Annotated in this window: 13 protein-coding genes; all 13 read left to right on the forward strand. The window is 34.1% G+C overall.

Translation table 11 applies throughout. The features are described from left to right. The first annotated feature begins 40 nt into the window (after positions 1 to 40). Positions 41 to 1,405: a sugar porter family MFS transporter gene (locus AC4FRF_RS04880; RefSeq protein WP_491158360.1), complete on the forward strand. Its 1,365-nt coding sequence runs from the start codon at positions 41 to 43 to the stop codon at positions 1,403 to 1,405. After that, entirely contained in the window at positions 1,368 to 2,972 is a 1,605-nt protein-coding gene (locus AC4FRF_RS04885; RefSeq protein ID WP_491158361.1) for a glycoside hydrolase family 32 protein, read from the forward strand. The genes AC4FRF_RS04880 and AC4FRF_RS04885 overlap by 38 nt, the downstream gene beginning before the upstream one ends. A 13-nt stretch (positions 2,973 to 2,985) precedes the next feature. Beyond that, positions 2,986 to 6,090, forward strand: a complete 3,105-nt coding sequence (locus AC4FRF_RS04890; protein WP_491158362.1) for a SusC/RagA family TonB-linked outer membrane protein — start codon at positions 2,986 to 2,988, stop codon at positions 6,088 to 6,090. A gap of 20 nt (positions 6,091 to 6,110) precedes the next feature. Continuing rightward, positions 6,111 to 7,802, forward strand: a complete 1,692-nt coding sequence (locus AC4FRF_RS04895) for a RagB/SusD family nutrient uptake outer membrane protein (protein WP_491158363.1) — start codon at positions 6,111 to 6,113, stop codon at positions 7,800 to 7,802. An 18-nt stretch (positions 7,803 to 7,820) separates the two neighbouring features. Then, positions 7,821 to 9,221, forward strand: a complete 1,401-nt coding sequence (locus AC4FRF_RS04900) for a DUF4960 domain-containing protein (protein WP_491158365.1) — start codon at positions 7,821 to 7,823, stop codon at positions 9,219 to 9,221. Positions 9,222 to 9,232: 11 nt separating this feature from the next. Then, positions 9,233 to 10,780, forward strand: a complete 1,548-nt coding sequence (locus tag AC4FRF_RS04905; protein ID WP_491158366.1) for a glycoside hydrolase domain-containing protein — start codon at positions 9,233 to 9,235, stop codon at positions 10,778 to 10,780. 21 nt (positions 10,781 to 10,801) lie between these two features. Next, the gene (locus tag AC4FRF_RS04910; protein WP_491158367.1) at positions 10,802 to 11,707 is read left to right on the forward strand and encodes a carbohydrate kinase family protein; all 906 of its coding nucleotides are present in this window, start codon (positions 10,802 to 10,804) and stop codon (positions 11,705 to 11,707) included. A 331-nt stretch (positions 11,708 to 12,038) separates the two neighbouring features. Beyond that, positions 12,039 to 13,721, forward strand: a complete 1,683-nt coding sequence (susR, locus tag AC4FRF_RS04915; protein WP_491158368.1) for a SusR family glycan utilization regulator — start codon at positions 12,039 to 12,041, stop codon at positions 13,719 to 13,721. 218 nt (positions 13,722 to 13,939) lie between these two features. Further along, entirely contained in the window at positions 13,940 to 16,963 is a 3,024-nt protein-coding gene (locus AC4FRF_RS04920) for a SusC/RagA family TonB-linked outer membrane protein (RefSeq protein ID WP_491158369.1), read from the forward strand. Positions 16,964 to 16,974: 11 nt separating this feature from the next. After that, entirely contained in the window at positions 16,975 to 18,456 is a 1,482-nt protein-coding gene (locus AC4FRF_RS04925; RefSeq protein ID WP_491158370.1) for a RagB/SusD family nutrient uptake outer membrane protein, read from the forward strand. A gap of 11 nt (positions 18,457 to 18,467) precedes the next feature. Continuing rightward, positions 18,468 to 19,940 carry a SusE domain-containing protein gene (locus AC4FRF_RS04930; RefSeq protein ID WP_491158371.1) on the forward strand — a complete coding sequence of 491 codons (1,473 nt, stop codon included), beginning with the start codon at positions 18,468 to 18,470 and terminating at the stop codon, positions 19,938 to 19,940. 49 nt (positions 19,941 to 19,989) lie between these two features. Continuing rightward, entirely contained in the window at positions 19,990 to 21,750 is a 1,761-nt protein-coding gene (locus AC4FRF_RS04935; protein ID WP_491158372.1) for an endo-dextranase, read from the forward strand. A gap of 57 nt (positions 21,751 to 21,807) precedes the next feature. Then, the gene (locus AC4FRF_RS04940; protein WP_491158373.1) at positions 21,808 to 23,919 is read left to right on the forward strand and encodes a glycoside hydrolase family 97 protein; all 2,112 of its coding nucleotides are present in this window, start codon (positions 21,808 to 21,810) and stop codon (positions 23,917 to 23,919) included. Positions 23,920 to 23,922 lie beyond the last annotated feature (3 nt).

Consider the following 23,922-nt stretch of genomic DNA (forward strand, 5'->3'; position numbering starts at 1 on the left):
TTACGAATATCTTAGCAAAACATTTTTAATTACATGTACAATGAATAAGATACTACTTTGGTCAGTTACTGCTGCACTGGCAGGTTTTCTTTTCGGCTTTGATACCGTAGTGATATCGGGGGCTGAAAAAAAATTACAATTATTATGGGGTACTTCAGATATGTTCCATGGTATTGTAGTAATAGGTATGGCGCTTTGGGGCACCGTGATTGGTGCTTTTTTTGGAGGAATCCCTACAAATAGAATTGGGCGTAAAAATACCTTAATATGGATTGGTGCATTATACACTATATCTGCAATTGGTTCTGGATTAGCGGACAGCCCTTGGATTTTTGCTTTTTTTAGGTTTATTGGAGGTTTAGGAGTTGGCGCGTCAACAATCGCTGCACCAGCCTATATTTCAGAAATAGCGCCAGCGAAAGACAGAGGTAAACTGGTAGGACTTTACCAATTTAATATTGTATTTGGAATTTTAATTGCTTTTTTATCAAATTATCTTTTAAATGATATTGGAGAGAATGCCTGGCGTTGGATGGTAGGAATAGAGGCGTTTCCTGCAGCTATATATACAGTCTTTGCGTTTAGCATCCCTAAAAGTCCACGATGGTTGCTTACCAAATTCAGAAAGGATGAGGCCATAAAGATGCTACAAAAAATCAATCCTGGTCAGGATCCCGAAACACTCATGCTAGAGATAAAGCAAGAGATGGAAAATACGGTGTCTAACGAAAATATTTTTCTTAAGAAATATCGATTTCCTCTTATTCTAGCATTCTTAATTGCTTTTTTTAATCAGTTATCAGGGATAAATGCCTTTTTATATTTTGCTCCAAGAATTTTTGAAGAAGCTGGTTTAGGTCAAAATACAGCATTACTAAGTAGTATAGGAATTGGCATTACTAACCTTGTTTTTACATTAGTAGGGGTTAGTTTAATTGATAAATTAGGGAGAAAGATCTTGATGTATATTGGGTCCGTGGGTTATATCATTTCATTGGGACTGGTTTCGGCATCTTTTTATTTCAATTGGGGAGGTTTATCAGTACCAGTTTTTCTGTTCTTATTTATCGCCTCGCATGCTATTGGACAAGGAGCTGTGATTTGGGTATTTATATCTGAAATATTTCCAAATCATATTCGCGCTTCCGGACAGGCATTTGGAAGTTCCGTTCACTGGGTCTTGGCTGCAATAATCCCATCTTTGATCCCGGTGTTATTCTCAGAAATTGGTCCAGCAGTTGTATTTTTAATTTTTACCTTAATGATGGTTTTACAATTGCTGTTTGTCATGTTTTTAATGCCTGAAACTAAAGGGATTTCATTAGAAACTTTAAGTGAAAATTTAACTAATAAAAATCTCAACAAAAATGAATTCAAAAAGACATCTACTGCTGATATTTTGTAGTTTTCTAATTCTGGCTTTAGAAAGTTGTAAAAATTCATCGGCATTAACGCAAAAAGTTATAGATAAGACAAAGACTCAAGAGGAAATTATGTACCGTCCTAATTTTCATTTTACTCCTCAAAAAGGATGGATGAATGATCCTAACGGGATGTTTTTTTTAGACGGAATCTATCATTTGTTTTATCAATATTTTCCTGAAGGGAATGTTTGGGGCCCCATGCATTGGGGGCATGCTACCAGTAAGGATTTGATTCAGTGGCAAGAAGAACCAATTGCAATTTATCCGGACAATAGGAAGTATATTTTTTCAGGAAGTGCTGTTGTTGATCATCAAAACACCTCTGGTTTTAAAAAGGGAAAATCATCTCCTGTAGTAGCCATTTATACCCTGCATGATATGGCAAAAGAAAAAGAAGGGAGAATTGATGTGGAACAGCAGGATATTGCATATTCTAATGATAATGGTTTTACTTGGCAAAAATTTGAGGAAGGAAATCCTGTCATAAAGAACCCTGATATACGCGATTTTCGTGATCCAAAGGTAACTTGGGATGCTAAGCATAAGCAATGGATTATGGCTCTTGCAGCGCAAGACAGGGTAAGGTTTTATAAATCTGATAATCTTAAAAACTGGGAATTCTTATCTGATTTTGGAGATAAAAAAGGAGCTTATGGAGGTGTTTGGGAATGTCCTGATTTTTTTGAGATGAAAGTAGAGGGGCTAGCTGAAACCAAATGGGTTTTAATACAGAGTTTGAATCCAGGAGGGGCAAATGGTGGTTCGGGGACGCAATACTTTGTAGGTGATTTTGATGGGACTCATTATACACTTGATGCTCATTTTTCAAAGCGAGTAGCTAATGGAAACGCTGTATGGATTGACTATGGAAAAGATAATTATGCAGGAGTAATCTGGAATAATGTTCCGAATTCTGATGGCAGAAAATTATTTATAGGATGGATGTCAAATTGGGATTATGCACAAAAAGTGCCTACCTATACATGGAGAGGAAGCACAACGATTGCTCGTGAATTGAAATTAATTAAAAAAGAAAACGATTATAATTTGATCAGTAAACCGGTTTCAGAGATCAATAATTATATTTCAAAAACGATAAAGAAGAAAAATTTAACAGCCAATGAAAAATTAGCAATTGTAAAAGCCGGAGAAATCGATTTGACCCAAGCAATTATAGAATTGGATTTGGTAAATATGAAAAGTGACAGCTACCAATTTATTCTTTCCAATTCAAAAGGTGAATCACTGACTTTTGGAATAAATAACATTGAAGACTATTTATTTCTTGATCGTTCCAAGTCTGGGATAACTGATTTTTCTGAAAAGTTTGCCTCATCTATTAGCCGTGTGAATTTAGATAATAGCCAATCTGAAGCCGCTTTTAAAATTATTCTCGATAAAACATCTATAGAATTATTTTATAATAATGGTGAAAAAGTAATGACAGAAATATTTTTCAATACTAGTCCTTTTACTCAATTAGATCTTGTGTCCAAAGGAGAACTCAATGTAAAAAAACTAAAAATTAACCAAATAAATATTAACTAAAAACAACTAACCAATGAAATGTAAATTAATTTATTTTTTATGTTTCCTCTTTTCAATGTCTTTTATACAGGCACAGAAAATAGGGATAAAAGGTACTGTAATCTCTTCTGAAGACGGATTGCCTTTACCAGGTGCAACGGTACTGATTGCAGGCACAGATAAGAGTGTAAGTACAGATATAGATGGTAACTTTGCTTTTGCAAATGTTGCTTCCAATGGAAGTTTAATTATTTCCTATGTAGGATATAATACGCAAACGATTCAAATAAAGGGACAAAAAACCTTTAAAATAGCTTTAATAGGTGAAAGTAATCAATTAACTGAAATTATTGTTACAGGGTACTCCAAACAGAAAAAAACAGACATTACCGGAGCTGTAAGTGTGGTGGATATGAAAGAATTATCCAAACAGCCGGAACCTAATCCATTAAAAGGATTACAAGGGCGATTAGCTGGGGTGAAAGTTACTTCTGATGGTTCTCCAAGTGGCGCTAATACTAATATTGTGATTAGAGGGGTTGGAACTCTTAACAACACTTCTCCTTTACTTGTAATCGATGGTATGCCAACAAAGTCAGGTATGCATGAATTAAATCCTAATGATATTGAATCTATTCAGGTTTTAAAAGATGCTTCTTCGGCTAGTATTTATGGTTCGAGAGCTTCAAACGGTGTAATCATTATTACTACCAAAAAAGGAAAAGCCGGTAATATGAAAATTGATTTCAGTCATTATACTGCATTATCATCTTACAGCAGAAGATTGAGTGTTTTAAATGTAGAACAATATGGAAAAGCACTTTGGCAGGCTAATATTAATGATGGCTTAAATCCAAACAGTAACAATTTGAGTTATCAGTTTGACTGGGAAGTGGCAAATAACAAACCACAATTGAATAAGATTCTGGTTCCTGAATATTTAGATGCTAATCAAACTTTAAAATCGGGAAATACCAATTGGTATGATGAAATTTCCAGAACAGGAATAGCACAATCCTATGATTTGGCTGCTTCAAATGCTTCTGATAAGGGAAGTTATCTTTTTTCTTTGGGGTATTACAACAACCAAGGAGTTGTAAAAACGACCGAATTTGAAAGAATTTCTGCAAGAATGAACAGTTCTTATAAATATTTTGATGGAAAATTAGTTATTGGAGAGAATTTCACTTTAAACCGTACTAATGAAGTTTCAGATCCGGGAGTTCTTGATCCGGCTTTACGTGCATTGCCTTTGATTCCGGTTCGCACAGTAGACGGTAAAGGATGGGGTGGTCCTGTAGGCGGAATGAACGACAGACAAAATCCGGTACGTTTATTAGAATACAATAAAGACAACAAATACGATTACTTACGATTATTCGGAAATGCATATGCCGATTTAGAAGTGGTTAAAAATTTACATATCAAAACCAGTTTTGGGGTAGATTATGGTTTTTACAAAAAAAGAAATTTGCAACGCAGTTATGTTTCTGGCTATTTGCAAAATGACCAAAATTCGGTTACCATAGACCAATCTGTAAGTGACAAATGGACTTGGAGTAATACCGCTTTGTATAATGTAGAATTGGGCAAACACAAATTAAATTTACTTGCCGGAACTGAGATGTACAAAGATGTTTTTGATACAACTACCTTACGTAAAAATGATTTTCTAATTGAAACTCCTGACTATATGTATCCGGATGCCGGAACAGGGGAGTCTTTTACAAGCGGTTCATCAACAAGTTATTCTTTGCTTTCTTATTTTGGTAAAATAGATTACGAATTTGACAATCACTTTTTGTTATCAGGTACAATTAGACGAGATGGTTCTTCCCGTTTTGGAAAAAACAATCAGTTTGGGACATTCCCGGCGGTTTCAGCAGGATGGAGAATCAGTAATGAAGCTTTTATCAAAGACAAAGCAGATTTTATTTCTGACTTAAAAGTACGTGCCGGTTGGGGACAAACCGGTAATCAGGAAATTAGTAATACCGCTGTTTATAGTCTGTATTTGGCCAGTTATGCCGGTGGAAGTCCTACCTGGGCTACCTCTTTTGGAACGGCTTATGATATTGCCGGTAATGGAAACGGATTACTTCCATCTGGATTTATTGCTACCCAAACTGGTAATGATGATTTAAAATGGGAAACCACAACGCAAACGAATATTGGTTTGGATTTTGGATTTTTTAAACAAAAATTGAGCGGTTCTATTGATTATTACAATAAGCAAACGAAAGATATTTTGGTATTGCCACCTTATTTAGGAGTAATTGGTGAAGGAGGAAGTCGCTGGGTAAATGGTGCCGCTATGGAAAACAAAGGTTGGGAATTTGCTTTGGCTTATCATGATGAAACTTCTTTTGGATTAAAATATGATATTTCGGCAAACTTTTCAGCTAATAGAAATAAAATTACAAAACTACCGGATGAGGTTAAAAACAGCTATGGAGGAAATGGTTTGGATGACAATATTTTAGGAAGACCTATTAATTCCATGTATGGTTATGTTGCAGACGGATTGTTTAAATCTCAGGATGAAGTTGACAATTCTCCACTTCAGGAAGGAAAAGGTTTAGGTCGTATCAGATACGTTGACTTAAATGGTGATGGAACTATAACCGATAAAGACAGAACATGGATTGGGAATCCAAATCCTGGATTTCAATACGGTTTTAATCTTGGTTTAGGATATAAAAACTTTGATTTGACAACATTTTGGGAAGGAACCGGAAATGTAGATGTAATAAACAGAACAAAATATCAAACCGATTTTTGGAGTGTTGACGATGTAGGATCTAATAAAGGAACACGATTATTGAATGCCTGGTCATTAGATAATCCTAATTCTACTATTCCGGCATTAACTACCATTGATAAAAATGCCGAATCAAGATTTTCTACCTATTACGTTGAAAATGGAAGTTATTTAAAACTACGTGTGCTTCAATTGGGCTATAGTTTTTCTAAAGATTTATTGAAAAAAATGAAAATGAACAGCTTTAGATTTTATGTTAGTGGTCAAAACTTATTTATCCTGGATGCAAAATCATTTACAGGCGTTGATCCGGAAAATGCCGGATTTGGTTATCCGCAACCAACCACTTTTACAATGGGACTAAACCTGACTTTATAATCTAATTAAAATTTAGCAAAATGAAAAAAATAATATATATAGCGAGTTTTTTAACCTTATTGATCAGCTCGTCCTGTACCGATTTTTTAGATAATAACCCGAGAGGTGTTTTATCTGAAGATGATGTGGTAACACCACAATCGATTGAAGGTTTTATGAATGCGGCTTACGCCCAATTAGGGAATGACCATTACGATTCACCATATAGCTTGTGGCCATTTGGGAACGTTCGTTCCGATGATGCATACAAAGGAGGAAGCGGAACGAATGATATTCAAAACTTCCACTTTTTTGAAGTGTCCAATAACATTCGTCCGGATTTTGGCGAATTAGATTCCTTTTGGTACATCAGTTATGTAGGGGTTTCCAGAGTTAACAAAGCATTGAAAGCTTTAGAATTAATCAACGAAAGTGAATATCCTTTGAAGAATAGAAGAATAGCTGAAATGCGTTTTCTTCGAGGGCATTTTTATTTTATGCTGAAAATAATGTATAGAAATGTACCTTATATTACAGAAGATATTCCGGTGGAAGATTATAAATTAATTGCTAATAATGCGCTTTCAAATGAAGCACTTTGGGAAAAAATTGCCGAAGATTTTGAAGCTGCAGCAGCAGTATTGCCAGATACTCAATCTCAGGTAGGAAGAGCGACTAAAAAAGCAGCCTACGCTTATTTGGCCAAAACCAGATTGTATCAGGCTTATACACAGGATGAAAAATACAATGTAACAGGAATTAATACAGAGCATTTGCAACAGGTTTTGGATGCAACCGACAAAGTAATTGGAAAAGCAAGTCTGGAAGGTGATTTTGCAAATAACTTTTTACCGGGAACTTATGAAAATGGTCAGGAATCCCTTTTTGCAATACAGTTTTCGGATAACGATGGGACTTTATACGGAAGATTGAACTTTTCAGATGTGCTTTCTACTCCACAGGGATTGGGTTGTTGTGATTTCCACAAACCAAGTCAAAATTTGGTGAATGCTTTCAAGACCGATGCGAATGGTTTACCTGAATTTGATACTTTCAACAATGATGATTTTGATTATAAAAACATCGATGAATTTACGGTAGATCCTAGATTGTATCATACGGTAGCTATGCCGGGATTGCCTTATAAATACGATCCAGAATATTTATATGTTGAAGCTTGGGTTCGTAATCCGGGTGCTTACGGCTATTATGCATCATTAAAAGAAAACGTGGCTCCAAGTTGTAGTTGTGTAGTAAATATTGACCCTTTTTACGGAAATTCAAAAAACAGAATCCAAATCAGATATGCCGATGTCCTTTTGTTCAGAGCTGAGGCTTTAATCGAATTAGGGCAACAAGCAGATGCTTTGCCTCTAATCAATGAGGTTCGTAACCGTGCAGCTCAAAGTACAGGAAGATTGACCTATGTTACTAATTTCAAAATCAATCCATATGTAGATGGTGTAAACTGTAATTGGACTCAGGATTATGCCCGTAAGGCATTACGATTTGAAAGAAGATTGGAATTTGCAATGGAAGGTAGTCGTTTCTTTGATTTAGTGCGTTGGGGAGTGACTGAGGAGGTGATGAATACTTTTTATGATGGAGAAAAATCAAAACGTAGCTATTATAGCGATGCGCATTTTGATGCCGAAAAAGAAGAATATTGTCCGATACCATTGGCTCAGATTAACTTTAGTCAAGGCTTATACAAACAAAATTCGAATTATTAATTCTAATATTCAGAAAAGATGAAAATAACACTTAATAAAATAGGATATCTGTGGACAGTATTTATACTAATGCTGTTAAGTCTAACTTCCTGCGAAGATAATTTTAACGAAAACGGATTAGATATTGACAGTCCTTCAAATGTTGCTTCTTTAACAGTTAATGGTGTTGAAGCAACAATAAGTCAAAATACAGGAGAAATTAATTTGGTTATGCCTTATGGTTCTGACGTAACTTCTGTAATACCTGAAGTGGTTTTAGAAGATGGTGCAACTGCCAATATTGATTTTTCAGAGGCGATGGATTTTAGAAATACCATCAAATTTAGAGTCGTAAATGGTAATCTTTTTAAAGATTATACCATCAAGACAACCATTTTAAGCCCTATCAAAACTTTTACAATTAACAATGTAGCGGCGGTTATCAATGATGCAGCCAAAACAATTACACTTACTTTACCGGAAGGAACAGATTTAAGCAGTTTAAAACCTGTTATAGAAACCACTACAGGGGTTAGTATTTCTCCAACTTCAGGAACAACAATTGATTTTTCTGCTCCGGTTACTTTTGTAATTACGGCTAATGGTAAAAGTGTTAATTATACTGCTAATGTGGGGGTGCCGGTACAAGGTTTAGTGGTGGCATTTTTAGGAACAGCAGCCAACCGTGCAGCTTTAACAAATATGGACGAAATAACTGCAGCTGATTGGCTTTTTGATACTTACGGAGGAGGTGCCCGATACATTTCTTTTGATGATATTGTTAATGGTGCTTCTTTAGCGGACATTGATGTGATTTGGTGGCATTTTGACTCAGCTACTAACTTACCTACGGTTGCATTTAAACCAGTTGTTACGCAAGCCTTACAAACATTCCGATCTAATGGAGGTAATTTATTACTAACATCATTTGCGTCACAATATGTAGATGCTTTGGGTATTGTTCCATCCGGAAAAGGGCCAAATAATGTTTTTGGAGATTTCTTACCTGGTGGTTGGGTTGACGGCAATTCTTGGGGAATGTCATTTAGAGGTCATGAATCACATCCAATTTTTAATGGTCTTATTACTTATGAAACAGGAAAAGCTTATTTACTTCAAAGTGGTACTTACAGATTAAATCATACTGCCTGGTGGTTTGTGCCGGAATGGGGAGGATATGTTAATGGTGCCGGATGGAGAGATCAAACCGGAGGTACAAACTTAGCCAGTGAAGGTTGGGATGATAATTTAGATGGTCGCGTAACTATTGCAGAATGGCCTAATAACAATGCTGATAAAAATGTTGTAGTAATATCAATGGGGGCTTATGATTGGTATAATGAAGAAAGTAATGGTGTGCCAAGTCAGCCAAATGAGTTTATTACCAATATAAAAACACTAACGCAAAATAGCATCAATTATTTAGCAATAAATAACTAAAATAAAAACAGATGAAAATTAAAAATATAATTCTGGGCTCATCAATATTCTTTTCGCTGTTATCATGCAGTCAAAATGAAGACACTTACATTGGTGGTTCCATTTCAGGTGGCGAATCGTCAATAGCCAGTATTTATCCAATTCCTCCATCCCAATGGATGGGGGGAAAGGATCCCTATTATAGCGCCGGTTATACCGGAGATATTATGCCATTTTTTGATAATGGAAAATTTCATATTTATTTCCTGCACGATGCCCAAAACAAGCCTGCCGGAAAAGGATTTCATGATATTCATGAATACCAAACTACTGATTTGGCTCATTTTAACTATAATGGACAGATGATTCCCTATGGTACTGCTAATGAGGCAGATTTTGGAGTAGGAACTGGTTCTGTGGTGAAGGTTGGAAGTACCTATTATTTTTATTACACAGGGCATAATGGTATTGATGCTTTTTTAGAATCAAATCCAAGAGAAAGTGTACTTTGTGCCACAAGTACGGATTTAAAGAATTGGACTAAAATTTCAAATTTCAAAATTACTGCTCCGGCGAGTTATTTGGATTATGATTTTAGAGATCCTCATGTTTTCTTTAATGAAGAATTAAATAAATATTCGATGTTAGTAAGTACGCAAACAGAACCGGGAAGGAAAGCTGTTTTGCTTCACTTTACTTCGTCTAATCCTGCTTCTGGAAATTGGGATGTTCAGGCTCCAATTTATACCACGACACCTCAGGAAAATTATTTGATGATGGAATGTGCCGATGTTTTTAAAATGGGGAATTATTGGTATTTGCTTTTCTCAGAAAACTGGGGAAACAGTAAAGGAACTCATTACAGAATGGCAACTTCTTTTAACGGTCCTTGGATTACACCAGAGCAGGATATGATCGACGGAGAATATTTTTATGCGGCAAAAACCGCATCGGATGGAAATAAACGCTATGCTTTTGGTTGGACTGCGCGTAAATCACCGCAAAATGACGGCGGAAATAAAGAATGGGCCGGAAATATGGTCATTCATGAAATCAATCAAAATACCGATGGAACTTTGATTTTTAAGGCACCACAAGCTGTTAAGGATTTATTTACCAAAGAAATTCTTTTGGAATCGGTAAATACCAGTGGAACAGTTACCGAAAATAATACTAACTTTCAGCTCAGCGGAAATGCGAGTGTAGATTTTAAATCAGCTGGTAAAAAAGCAAAAATTAATGCTACTGTTTCTTTAGGAAATACAACAGCTTCAGCAGGATTTAAATTTGAAGTTAATGATGCGGGAGCGTATTACAAAATAGTTTTAGAACCGTCAAATAACCGAATTGCGGCATATAATTCGACAAACCAGCTGGTAACACAAATTCCTTTTGAAATAGTGAAAGATGTTAATTATGAGGTAGAAATAATTACAGATTCCAGTATTTGCACATTTTATATTGGAGGGAAAAAAGTACTTAGCAATCGCATTTATGGCAGAGAACTTAATAAATGGGGATTACTGTCTGAAGGAAACCAGTTCAAAGTTTCTAATTTGACATTAAAAGGAATCGAGTAAATCAAATATTTTTTAGATAAAATGACTAAAAATAAAAAAGTAAAAGCGTTCTCATTTGGAGAAGTATTGTGGGATGTTTTTCCAACTCATAAAAAAATTGGAGGAGCTCCTTTAAATGTGGCATTGAGAATGCAGTCTTTAGGTGCCGATGTGGCGATGATAAGTAAAGTAGGGCTTGACGAGGATGGAGAGGCTATCGTTACATTTGTGAAAGAAAATGGAGTGAATACCAATTATATTCAGGCAGGAGCAGATTATAAGACAGGTGTAGTTCATGTAATGGTAAATGAGAAAGGAAATGCATCTTATGATATTTTATATCCATCAGCCTGGGACAAGATAAAAGCTGAAGACGGATTGGTACATCAAATTTCAGATTCCGATGTTTTTGTTTTTGGAAGTTTGAGCGCTCGTGACGAAGATTCGCGGGCTACTTTAATGCATTTGTTAGAAAATAGTAGTACTTATAAAGTTTTTGATGTTAATTTAAGAGCACCATACTATACTTTTGAATTGATTAGTCATTTGATGCATGAGGCAGATTTTGTCAAATTAAATGATGAAGAATTACTGGAAATCAGCCAAAAAATGGGATCTCCTTATCACTCTTTTGAGCAAAATATCAAATTTATAGCCAAAGAAACCAATACCAAGCATATATGCGTGACCAAAGGTGCTTTTGGAGCCGTTTTGTATTATAATGATAAATTTTATTACAACAGTGGTTACTTCATTAAGGTTGTCGACACAGTTGGAGCCGGTGATTCTTTTTTAGCCTCTTTACTATTTAAGTTGTTAAAAGGTAAAACTCCTCAAAAAGCTTTGAATTTTGCTTGTGCAGTAGGTGCTTTGGTTGCCGGAAGTGAAGGCGCTAATCCTGTATTGACTAAAAAAGACATCAGTAAATTTATGATGTTAAAATCTTAATTTACTATTTTTTCGAAAAGCCTGTACATTCTTTTGAACATGCCCCAAAAAGTTAAATACTCTTTGGGGCATTTTTAATAGTTGTTATGTAATTCATTATTGTTTAGTAGAAAACTTATCAGGAATTTTAATCAAATCAAAAAGGTTTACTTTAAAAAAGTTATTGAAAAAGAGTAATCTTAGTGTAATTAATAGTAAAATTGCAGAGTATTAGTTGTAAAAATATCAAGTTCATTAAGAACAAATTGAATTCCTTTCTGCAAGTATTACAACTCATCTTCTGAATTTTAAAAACAATACTTCTTAATTGACTTTTTAAATTATATTGGCAATGACAAAATTATTCCCATCAAAACAGTTAAGCATTTTAATTACGATTATAGTATTAATTTATACTTCTTCGTCAGCCCAAGAAAGTAAATTAGATTCATTAATTCATATTATTGAAAATGCCTCAAAATATGATGCAAAGAAAAAAGCTGAAATAGACAGTATTCGAACTATTTTAAAGAATACAAAAAAAAGTGACGTTTTATCACTTTATAATCTAAATACCGAAATGTTTTATCGCTTTAAAGTTTTTCAACGGGATTCGGCATTTTATTATGGAATAAAAAGTAAATCACTGGCGCAACAATTAAATAATGAATCGTTATTAGCAACTGCTAATATGAATCTGGCAGATATTTGTGTGTCATCAGGAATGTATAAAGAAGCACTGGATTTTTTGGAACCTTCTAAAATAGATGATAAAAATACCGATTACAATACGCTTTATTATGGTATTTTGGGACGTTGTTACGGTGATATGGCTGAATATAGTAATACGCCCTATTTTAATAAACAATATTTAAATTTAGCCTATTTATATAGGGAGAAAGCTCTTTCGCTAACAGAAGACGGCACTTTCTTTCATTATTTTTTAGAGGCTTTTAATAAGTTTAAAGAAGGTAAATTACAAGAATCATTTTCTGATTTTAAAACCCTTTTACAAAAGAAAAATCAACCTCATGATCAGGCGTTAGTGCATTATATGCTTGGTGAATTATACCAACAACTAGGAAATAATGATCAAGCAATTTCGCATTTTTCTGAAGCTGTAATTTCTGACATTAAAACTTCAACCAAAGAATCATTAGCAATAATTAAACTCTCAGAACTTTTATTTAAAAAAGGTGATTTGATTAATGCTTCAATACTCATCAAAAAGGCAAATGAAGATGCTTCTTTTTATGGTGCCCAACAGCGAAAAATTCAGGTTGGAGCTATTTTACCTCTTGTAGAACAAGAAATGCTTAAACTTGTTGAAAAGGAAAAACAAAGACTATACTGGCAATATATCATTGTAAGTATATTTTTGATTATAGCTATTTGCTTTGCAGTTATTATCTACAATCAAAATAGAAAGCTTACTAAAGCAAGGAAAATTATTGCAGATGCTCATCAAAATTTAAAGCAGATTAATAAACAGTTACTAAAAGTAAACGATAAAATCAAATCTCAAAATATAGAAATCAAAGAGGTTAACAATCAACTTTCTGAGGCTAATAAAATTAAGGAAGAATATCTAGGATTATTTTTTACACAATACGACGCTATTTTTGAAAAATTTAATGCCTTTATAAATTCGATGAAAAAAAACATTGAAGAAGAAAGATACGACAAAGTAAACCGTACCATTTTAAGCTATAATTTAAAGAAAGAAAAAGAAAAATTATTAGAGAATTTTGACAAAGCTTTTGTGAGTCTATTTCCTAATTTTATAAAAGAATTTAACTCTTTAATGAAAGAAGAACACAAAATTCTATTAGACAAAGAACAAGTTCTGACTAAAGAGTTACGAATTTATGCTTTAATTCGTCTGGGAATTACACAGAATGAAATTATAGCGCAAATTTTAGGCTATTCTGTTAATTCTATTTACGCTTACAAAACAAAAATCCGAAATAATTCGTCAATTAATAAAGAAGATTTTGACAAAAAACTACTCAAAAACACCACTTTAAAGCTATAAAATAGTCTGATTTTCTATATCATTATTTGGCTTTTAAATGTGGTAAAGTCAACAAAATAAAGGGGTTGTTCTGAATTTTATCTAAAAATAGGCTGTATTTTTCTATACGTTTTTTTAAGAGAGTATTCTCGACATGTTATTTATGCAATTTTGTATTGAAAGTGTTTTTCATAAGACACAATCAAAACTAAAATAACTAACTAAAAAATTAATGTATTATGAAAATTGCTTCATTAAACAGGAAAAAAACAATCCTGTGTTTCTTAATTTTTCTTCTCCTTCCATTCTTTATGATGGCTCAAAATGGAAAAATTAAAATTACTGGTAAAGTAACGGATGAAACCAACCAACCTTTACCAGGTGCCTCGGTTTTACTTAAAAACAGTAATCAGACTTCCATTACCGATTTTGATGGAAAATTTGAAATTATTGTACCTAATGAAAATGCCGTTTTAAGTATTTCTTTTATTGGATATAAGACCAAAGATATTGCTACAAACGGTAAAACATCCTTAAATATTAATTTAGAATTAGCTTCAGAATCTCTTAACACGGTTGTTGTAATTGGTTATGGTGAGGTTAAATCGAAAGATTTGACCGGATCTATTTCTACTGTAAAACTGGCTGACATCAATAAACAACCTGTGGCCAATGTGGGTGATGCTATTCAGGGACGTGCCGCCGGTGTTCAGGTAATTACTTCCGGAAAGCCTGGTGATAATCCAACTTTTAGAATTAGAGGTACTGGTACGATTGGGAATAATGATCCATTGATTGTTGTTGACGGAATGCCTTTAACCGGAGGACTGAATCAAATAAACATGAATGATGTTGAAAGTTTACAAATACTTAAAGATGCTTCTTCGACCGCTATTTATGGAGCCCGAGGTGCGAATGGTGTAGTAATCATTACAACAAAAAGAGGCTCTTTAGGAAAATCTTCGTTGTCATTTGATTTTTCTACCGGAATATCTCAAGCAACCGACATACTTCCCGTTTTAAATGCTTCGCAGTTTGCAAGTCTTCATAATGACATTTTAAATAATGCCGGATTAACACCAAATCCTGACTTTCAAAATCCTGAATCCTTAGGAAAAGGCACGGATTGGGTAGATGCCTTTTTCAAAACAGGGATTCAAAATAATTACACGATGTCCTATTCTGCCGGTAATGAGAAAACAAAAGTTTACACTTCCTTAAATGTTTTTGATCAAAAAGGAATCATCATCAATACGGATTATAAAAGATATATTTTACAGTTTAATACGGACACTAAAATCTCTAACAATATAAAATTTGGCAACAGTTTAAAATTAAACCATGATATAAAATCGCAAGGAGACTATAGTATTCAAAATGCACTGATTTCACTGCCAACCCAACCTATTTATAGAGAAAATGGTAATTATTCGGGACCAATAGGACAAGCTATATACTCTGGTGACGTAGATAATCCAATTGGTAAAGCTAATATTATTGATAATTCGACAAAAGGCTATAATGTTCAAGGAAATGTTTTTGGTGAGCTTACTTTTTTGAAAAACTTTAAATTCAAAACACTTGCAGGAGCTGAAGCTAATTTTTGGAAGAGCAGAACTTGGGCACCAACCTATAATTGGGATTCTAAAATAGGGCAAAATGCTTTTTTATCAGAATCTTCAAATCAGGCAATTACTTTATTATTTGATAACACATTGACTTTTTCTAAAAAGTTTGATAGTGGTATAAATTTAACAGCTGTTGTCGGAACGAGTGCACAACAAAATAAATTCGAATATATCAGTGGTTCTATTCAAAATTTTCCAAGCGAAAGTACCCAAACTTTAAATAATGGTATCGCACAAAGTACTTTACATGGTAGTGGTTCCGAATGGGCAATTTTCTCCACATTTGCCAGAGCTAATTTCGATTATAAAAGTAAGTATTATGCAACAGCAACAGTACGTAGAGACGGTTCATCACGATTTGGTGAAGGAAATAAATATGGAACATTTCCTTCTGCTTCATTAGCCTGGAGAATTTCAAATGAAGATTTTTTTAAATCAAAAAGTGTAAATGATTTGAAATTACGATTAGGTTATGGAGTTACCGGAAACCAGGAAATTGGTAATTATTCCTTTTCTTCTAACTACAATACCTATCTGTATAACTTTAATGGGAATTTTGTTAGTGCTGCCATTCCAACGGTTTTGCCTAATTCGAATGTTAAATGGGAATCTCAGGAACAATATAACATAGGTTTAGATGCGTCACTTTTTAACGAGAGAGTTAATCTTACTTTGGACGCTTATATTAAAAACACTAACGATATGTTAGTGCCTCAATCGGTACCGGTAACATCCGGTTATTCAGACATTTTTGTACCTTATATTAATGCCGGAAAAATTAGAAACAAAGGAATTGAATTGGTTATTAATACCAAAAACATTCAAAAAGATAAATTTAGTTGGAATACAGACTTTGTTTTTTCATTAAATAGAAACAAAGTAATCGATCTAAACGGTGATGCTCCACTAGTAACAGGAGGTTTAGGCTTAAATTATAATGTATCAAGAATCAAAGAAGGATTACCAATCAATGTATTTTATGGATTTGTTCAAGACGGTATTTTCCAAACTCAGGCTGAAGTAGATAACCATGCTATTCAAGTACAGGGAACTTCTTCGAGCAACAGTACATCTCCAGGAGATATTAGATTCAAAGATTTAAATAATGATGGTTTGATTACAGATGCTGACCGTGCCTATATTGGAAATCCAAACCCTGATTTTTCAGCTTCTTTAAACAATACAATTATATACGGCGACTTTAGTCTAAGTGTTTATTTACAAGGAGTTTATGGGAATGATATTTTCAATGCTAATAGATTGTATAATGAAGCGATGTCAATCACCACCAATCAATCTACTGCAGTATTAGGAAGATGGACAGGACCGGGAACAAGTAACAGTATGCCGAGAGCTGTTTATGGAGACCCGAATAACAACAACAGAGCATCTTCAAGATATATTGAAGACGGTTCCTATTTAAGAATTAAAAATGTAAGTCTCACATACAATATCCCAACTGATTTTGGAAAAGATAAGATTTTTGATTATGCAAAAGTATATCTGTCTGGTCAAAATTTATTCACATTTACAAAATATAGTGGGTTTGACCCAGAAGTTTCTACTAATGGTATTGACAACAATATCTATCCTGTTACAAGAATTATTTCTCTTGGTTTAAATGTTGGATTTTAAAAAATAAAAAGATGAAATTTATAAAAATAATAGTTTTAGCATTAGCAATTTTTGCTAGTACTCAATGTTCTAATGACTTTTTGGATAAAGCTCCCTTAGACACCATTAACACTTCAAATTATCCTACTAATGCAGCCGAATTGGTAACATTAGTTAATGGAGCCTACCAACCTTTACAATGGCCTAAATTGTATAATCTAAGAATGTGGACTACAGATATAATGGCAGGAAATAGTATTGTAGGTGCAGGTGGAGGTACAGATGGTATTGAGACTCAGGACATGTCTAATTTTGTAACCAGTACTGATAATCAAGGCGTATTAGACATTTGGAGAGGTCCATGGCCGGGTATTTTAAGGTCAAACATTGTATTAAGTGTTGCTCCGGATTTAAATATTGATGAAAATATCAAAAATCGTTCAATGGGAGAAGCTTATTTCTTAAGAGCGCATTATTATTTCATTTTAGTACGCTTTTTTGGTGATGTGCCTTTAATTACAACTCCTGGAAGTTCTAACACTGATTTGTTTCCAGCCCGAGTTTCTAAAGATTTAGTTTATGAACAAATTATTTCCGATTTAGAAAAAGCGGTTCAATTACTTCCCAATAAAAGTGAATATTCAGGAAGCGATATTGGAAGAGCCAATAAAGGAGCTGCCTTAGGAGAATTGGCAGAAGTCCATTTGACACTTGGAAATAATTGGCAAAAAGTAGTTGACTTGACTACTCAAGTTGAAGGACTTGGTTTTGCACTAAATGAAAATTATGCTGATAATTTCAATCCTAATGCCGAAAATTCCATAGAGTCTCTTTTTGAAGTACAGTATGCCAGCAATGGAGGATATAGTTTTTGGGATAATGAAAACCAAGCTTCGTGGACTAGTCCTTTTATGGGACCCAGAGGTGCAAATTTTGTAGGAGGTGGATTTGGATGGAATCAGCCTACACAGGAATTTGTAGCTTCTTATGAAGCTAATGATTCCAGAAAAGATGTAACTGTTTTTTATGACGGAGCGCCAGCTTTTGATGGGAAAAACTATCAAAGCAGTTATTCTACAACGGGGTATAATGTTAGAAAATTTTTGGTGCCCTTAAGTGTTGTTAGTTCCTATGATAATAGTCCTATGAATTTTCCAATTCTTCGTTTTTCTACTATTTTATTGATGAAAGCAGAGGCATTAAATGAATTAGGACAAACATCTCAAGCTGAAACTCCTTTGAATAAAGTTAGAAATCGAGCCGGACTTCCAAATATTGCTACCGGATTATCCAAAGAACAGTTTAGAGAAAAGGTATTGCATGAACGTAGAGTCGAATTGGCATTTGAAGGGCAAAGATGGTTTGATTTAGTACGGGTACTCAATGGACAATACGGACTTGATTTTCTTCATTCTATAGGAAAAACAAATGCCACTACTAAACATTTATTATTTCCAATACCACAAATTGAAAGAGATAGAAATCCAAAATTAACCCAAAATCCTGGGTACTAAAAAATACGATTATGAAAAATATTTTTATAAAAACACTTTCTATTCTTGGTACTCTAATTTTAGTACTAATGAATACTTCTTGTGAAGATGTATTAAATGATTCTAGCCTGAATCAAAATGACGAATTAACACTTAGCGTTTCAAACTCTGAATTGGTTTTAGATGAACGTCAACCTAATGATAAATTAACCTTTAATTGGACAACGGGAACAAATGAAGGCACTAGTGCCTCCATTAGTTATGTCCTTCAAATTGACAAAGAGGGGAATAATTATGCTACAGCTATTGATTATGAAATGGGTGTCAATTCATATTTATTTTCCTTAAGTTCGACTACTTTAAATACCATTTTAATAAATACTTTTGGAGTGCAGCCTGGAGCTACTCAGAATTTTGAAGCCAGGGTCATAGCAACTGTTGCCAATGAAAATGTTGAACCTCAAATAGCAAGTGTTACATTTTCGGTAACAACCTACTTGCCTGTTTCAAAAGAGCTGTATATCATAGGAAGTGCCACTTCTTCAGGTTGGGATATTTCAAATGCCTTACCATTAACACTTTCATCCTCTAAACCGGGAACATTTGTTTATCAAGGGGTTTTAAGTACTGGTTCTTTCAAACTACCAGTAAGTAAAGAGGGTTGTTTTTGTCAAGATTTTTATACCCAAAATGCAACAGATGCCACAAAAATGGTCCATAATACAGGCGGTAGCGGTGATGATTTACAATGGGAAATTACACAAGCCGGACAATATAAGATTACGGCAGATTTATTGAATTTAACTATAAATATAGAAGCAATTTCAGGACCGGCATTTTCCCATATTTATATAGTTGGAGATGCATCGCCAAGTGGATGGGATATTAATACTCCAAGAGAATTTACTAAAAGTCAGGATAACCCTTTTATTTTTATTTACGAAGCCAACTTAACACAAGGTAATTTCAAAATTCTTGCTGGCACTACCGGTGATTGGTGTGGAGAATGGTACCGCCCATTAACTGACGGACAGGCATTATCTTCAACTGCTGTAGAACAAAATTCAGGCTGTACTGTAGATAACAATTGGGCTGTAGGTTCTGGAGATGTTGGACGATATAAGATTACTTTGGATACTCAAAATAATACCATAAAAATAGAAAAAGTAAACTTATACATCATAGGTGATGGAGGACCAAATGGTTGGAATATAGCAACCCCAACAGCAATGACATATAGTAATGGGAATTATACCTATACTGGTGCTCTTGGAAGTTTAAATGCTACCGGAGAATTTAAAATTTCAAAATTTAAAGGCGACTGGTGTGATGGCGATTGGATTAATCCTTCAACTGCCAATCAGTCAATATTGAATGGTAATTATATCATTACTCATGGATGTGATGGACCCGATAACAAATGGAAGTTACAAAGCGGAAATGCGGGTAATTACCAAATTACTATCAATTTAGACAATGGAACGATGACTGTTGTTCCTCAATAATTAAACTTTAGGTCAATCTATAATGGATTGGCCTATTTAAACTAAAATCATGAAACATTTAATCATAACTATTTATAAATGTATTGTATTCATTATATTTTTTAATGCTTGTAGCAGCAGTGAATCAACATCTTCACCAATACCTGTAGATCCTCCTTCTGCTATAACATCTGTAATTATTAAATCAGATAAGGCAAAATATGCTCCTGGCGATGTCGTTAATTTTACCATCGACAAAGTATCTGAAAACAGTACTATCCGATATAAATATTTGAATGTAATTTTATCTGAAGAGCCATTATCATCAAATTCCTGGAGCTGGACTCCCCCTTCTGATGATTATAGAGGTTATATGGTGGAAATATATAAAACAGTAGATAATATAGAAACTATTTTAGGAACTACTGCAATTGATGTTTCTTCAGATTGGACTAAATTTCCAAGATATGGTTTCTTATCTAAATTTGGAACGATGAGCGACAACCAGATCACATCAGTATTAGATAATTTAAAAGATTACCATATCAATTCGTTACAATATTACGATTGGGGAAACAAACATCATTCTCCTTTGAAAATGAATGGAAGTTCCCCAGCCGCTACTTGGTTGGATATTGCCGGAAGGACGATGTCATTTAACACAGTCAAAACTTACATTGATAAAGCGCATACTAAAAATATAGCCTCAATGAGTTATAATTTATTGTACGGAGCATGGAGTGATTATAGTGTTGATGGTGTGTCTAGTCAATGGCTTTTATTTAATGATCAAAATCACAGCAACATTAATAAACATGACTTACCGGATTCCTGGCAAAGTGATATTTTGGTCACTAATCCAGCCAATACAGCTTGGCAAAACTATATTTTTGATAAAACGGATCTGGTATATCAAAATTTAAATTTTGACGGATGGCATTTGGATCAATTAGGTGGTCGCGGAAATGTTTACGATTACAACGGAAATTTTGTTAGAGTAGATGAAACTTTTACTCCTTTTCTTCAAAATCTTAAACAGCGTTTTCCAAACAAAAAAAACATGTTGAATGCCGTTTCTCAATATGGGCAATCTTATATACTAAATGCTCCAGTTGACGCAGCCTATACTGAAGTATGGGGACCACGTGATGGCTATAAAGATTTAGCTGATATTATTCAGGAAAATAATACCCTTTCTAATAATACTTTGAATACTATTTTAGCAGCTTACATGGATTATGACAAAGCTAATGGTACTGGTTTTTTTAACACTTCAGGAGTTTTGTTGACAGACGCTGTAATTTTTGCATTTGGAGGATCTCATTTAGAATTAGGAGAACACATGTTGAGCAAAGAATATTTTCCTCATGATAATTTACAAATGGATGGTGAACTAAAAAAATCTCTTATCGAGTATTATGATTTCTTGGTGGCTTATCAAAATCTGTTACGTGACGGAGGGGATTTTAACACCCCAATTATAAGTTCAGGAGATGGTAAAATAAATTTAAAAGCGTGGCCTCCTAGTTATTCTAATGTTGCCGTAGTTGGAAAAAAAATAGCGAATAAACAATTGATTCATTTAATCAATTTTACTAATGCAACCAGTTTAAATTGGAGAGATACTAATGGGGAACAAGCTACTCCAACTCAAAAAACAAATATGATATTGAATCTTCAAAACAATCAAAATGTCACTAAGGTTTGGTATGCTTCACCAGATTTAGACGGTGGTGCTTCAAAAGAATTAAGTTTCAATCAGGTAGGCGGTAATTTGGTGTTTAAAATTCCATCGCTTCAATATTGGGGTATGATAGTGGTTGAGTATTAATGCTTTTTAAGCTCAGCTATACATTCATTTTTCACAAAAAAATAATTAAGAAATCATATGAAAAAATCAATTTTTACAATTTTGTTAGTTATGTTGTTTTTTACCACTATAAATGCACAACAACTAAAATCGCCTAATCAAAAATTGCAAATGCAATTTGCTCTTCAAAGTGATGGCACACCAACTTATAGTTTAAACTACAAAAATAAAGTTGTAATAAAACAGAGTAAACTAGGCCTTGAATTAAAAAATGATGCGAAATCATTATTGAATGATTTTACGGTTTTAGATACAAAGACCAGTGCTTTTGATGAAACCTGGAAACCGGTATGGGGTGAAGTAGCTTCAATACGCAATCACTATAATGAATTGGCAGTCACTTTAAATCAAAAAGGGACGAATAGACAAATGATAATTCGTTTTCGTTTATTTGACGAAGGTCTTGGTTTTCGTTATGAATTTCCTCAACAAAATAACTTGGTTTATTTTGTAATTAAAGAAGAGCGAACACAGTTTGCCATGAATGGAAATCATACCGCTTATTGGATTCCTGGAGATTACGACACTCAGGAATACAATTATACCACTTCAAAACTTTCTGAAATAAGAAGTTTAATGAAACAAGCATACACAACAGGAAATGTTTCGCAAACTTCGTTTTCTCCAACCGGTGTGCAAACTTCTTTGATGATGAAAACGCAAGATGGATTGTATATCAATTTGCATGAAGCAGCATTAATCAATTATTCTTGTATGCATTTGAATTTGGATGACAAAAATATGGTCTTTGAATCTTGGTTAACTCCTGATGCAAATGGAGATAAAGGATACATGCAAGCACCTTGTCATACACCTTGGCGAACCATTATAGTTAGTGATGATGCACGTGAAATTTTGGCTTCAAAAATGACATTAAATTTAAATGACCCATGCAAAATTGAAGATACTTCTTGGATAAAACCAGTAAAATATGTGGGTGTTTGGTGGGAAATGATTAGTGGAAAAAGCTCATGGGCTTATACAGATGATTTTCCTTCTGTGCAGTTGGGCGTAACCGATTATTCCAAAGCGAAGCCTAACGGTAAACATGGAGCGACTACAACTAATGTAAAAAGATACATTGATTTTGCAGCTAAAAATGGTTTTGATGCAGTTTTAGTGGAAGGATGGAACGAAGGATGGGAAGATTGGTTTGGAAATTCTAAAGATTATGTTTTTGATTTTGTTACTCCTTATCCGGATTTTGATGTAAAAGGTATTCATGACTATGCTAAATCAAAAGGAGTAAAAATGATTATGCATCATGAAACATCTGGGTCAACACGCAATTACGAACGTCACATGGACAAAGCCTATCAGTTTATGAAAGACAATGGATATGATGCTGTTAAAAGTGGGTATGTTGGACCAATTCTTCCACGAGGAGAAAATCATTATGACCAATGGATTGTAAATCATTATCAATATGCCGTTGAAAAAGCTGCTGATTATAAAATTATGGTTAACGCTCACGAAGCAGTGCGTCCAACAGGTATTTGCAGAACCTATCCTAATTTAATTGGCAATGAAGCGGCAAGAGGTACCGAATACCAAGCTTTTGGTAATGACCGAAATCATCCAAACCACGTTACTATTTTACCCTTTACAAGATTAATTGGTGGTCCAATGGACTATACTCCAGGTATCTTCGAAATGGATGTTACGAATGGCTCACATGTTAATGCAACTATTGCTAACCAATTAGCACTTTATGTTACGATGTACAGTCCGTTGCAGATGGCGGCAGATTTTCCTGAGAATTATGAGCGTTTCTCAGATGCCTTCCAGTTTATTAAGGACGTTGCCGTAGATTGGGATGACAGTAAATACCTTGAAGCAGAACCGGGACAATACATTACGGTTGCCAGAAAAGCCAAAGGAACTTCTAATTGGTTCATTGGAAATGTAAATGGTGAAACTGCTCGAACTTCAACTATTAAATTCGACTTTTTGGAAAAAGGAAAAAAATATGAAGCGACTATTTACGCTGATGCAAAAGATGCCGATTATAAAACCAATACAAAGGCTTATGTTATTCGCAAAATGAAAGTAACTAATAAATCAAAATTGAGTCAGTTTTCAGCTCCTGGCGGTGGTTATGCGATTAGTATCATTGAAATTAAAAACTAAGCT

This window comes from Flavobacterium sp. ST-158 (genome assembly GCF_058309975.1).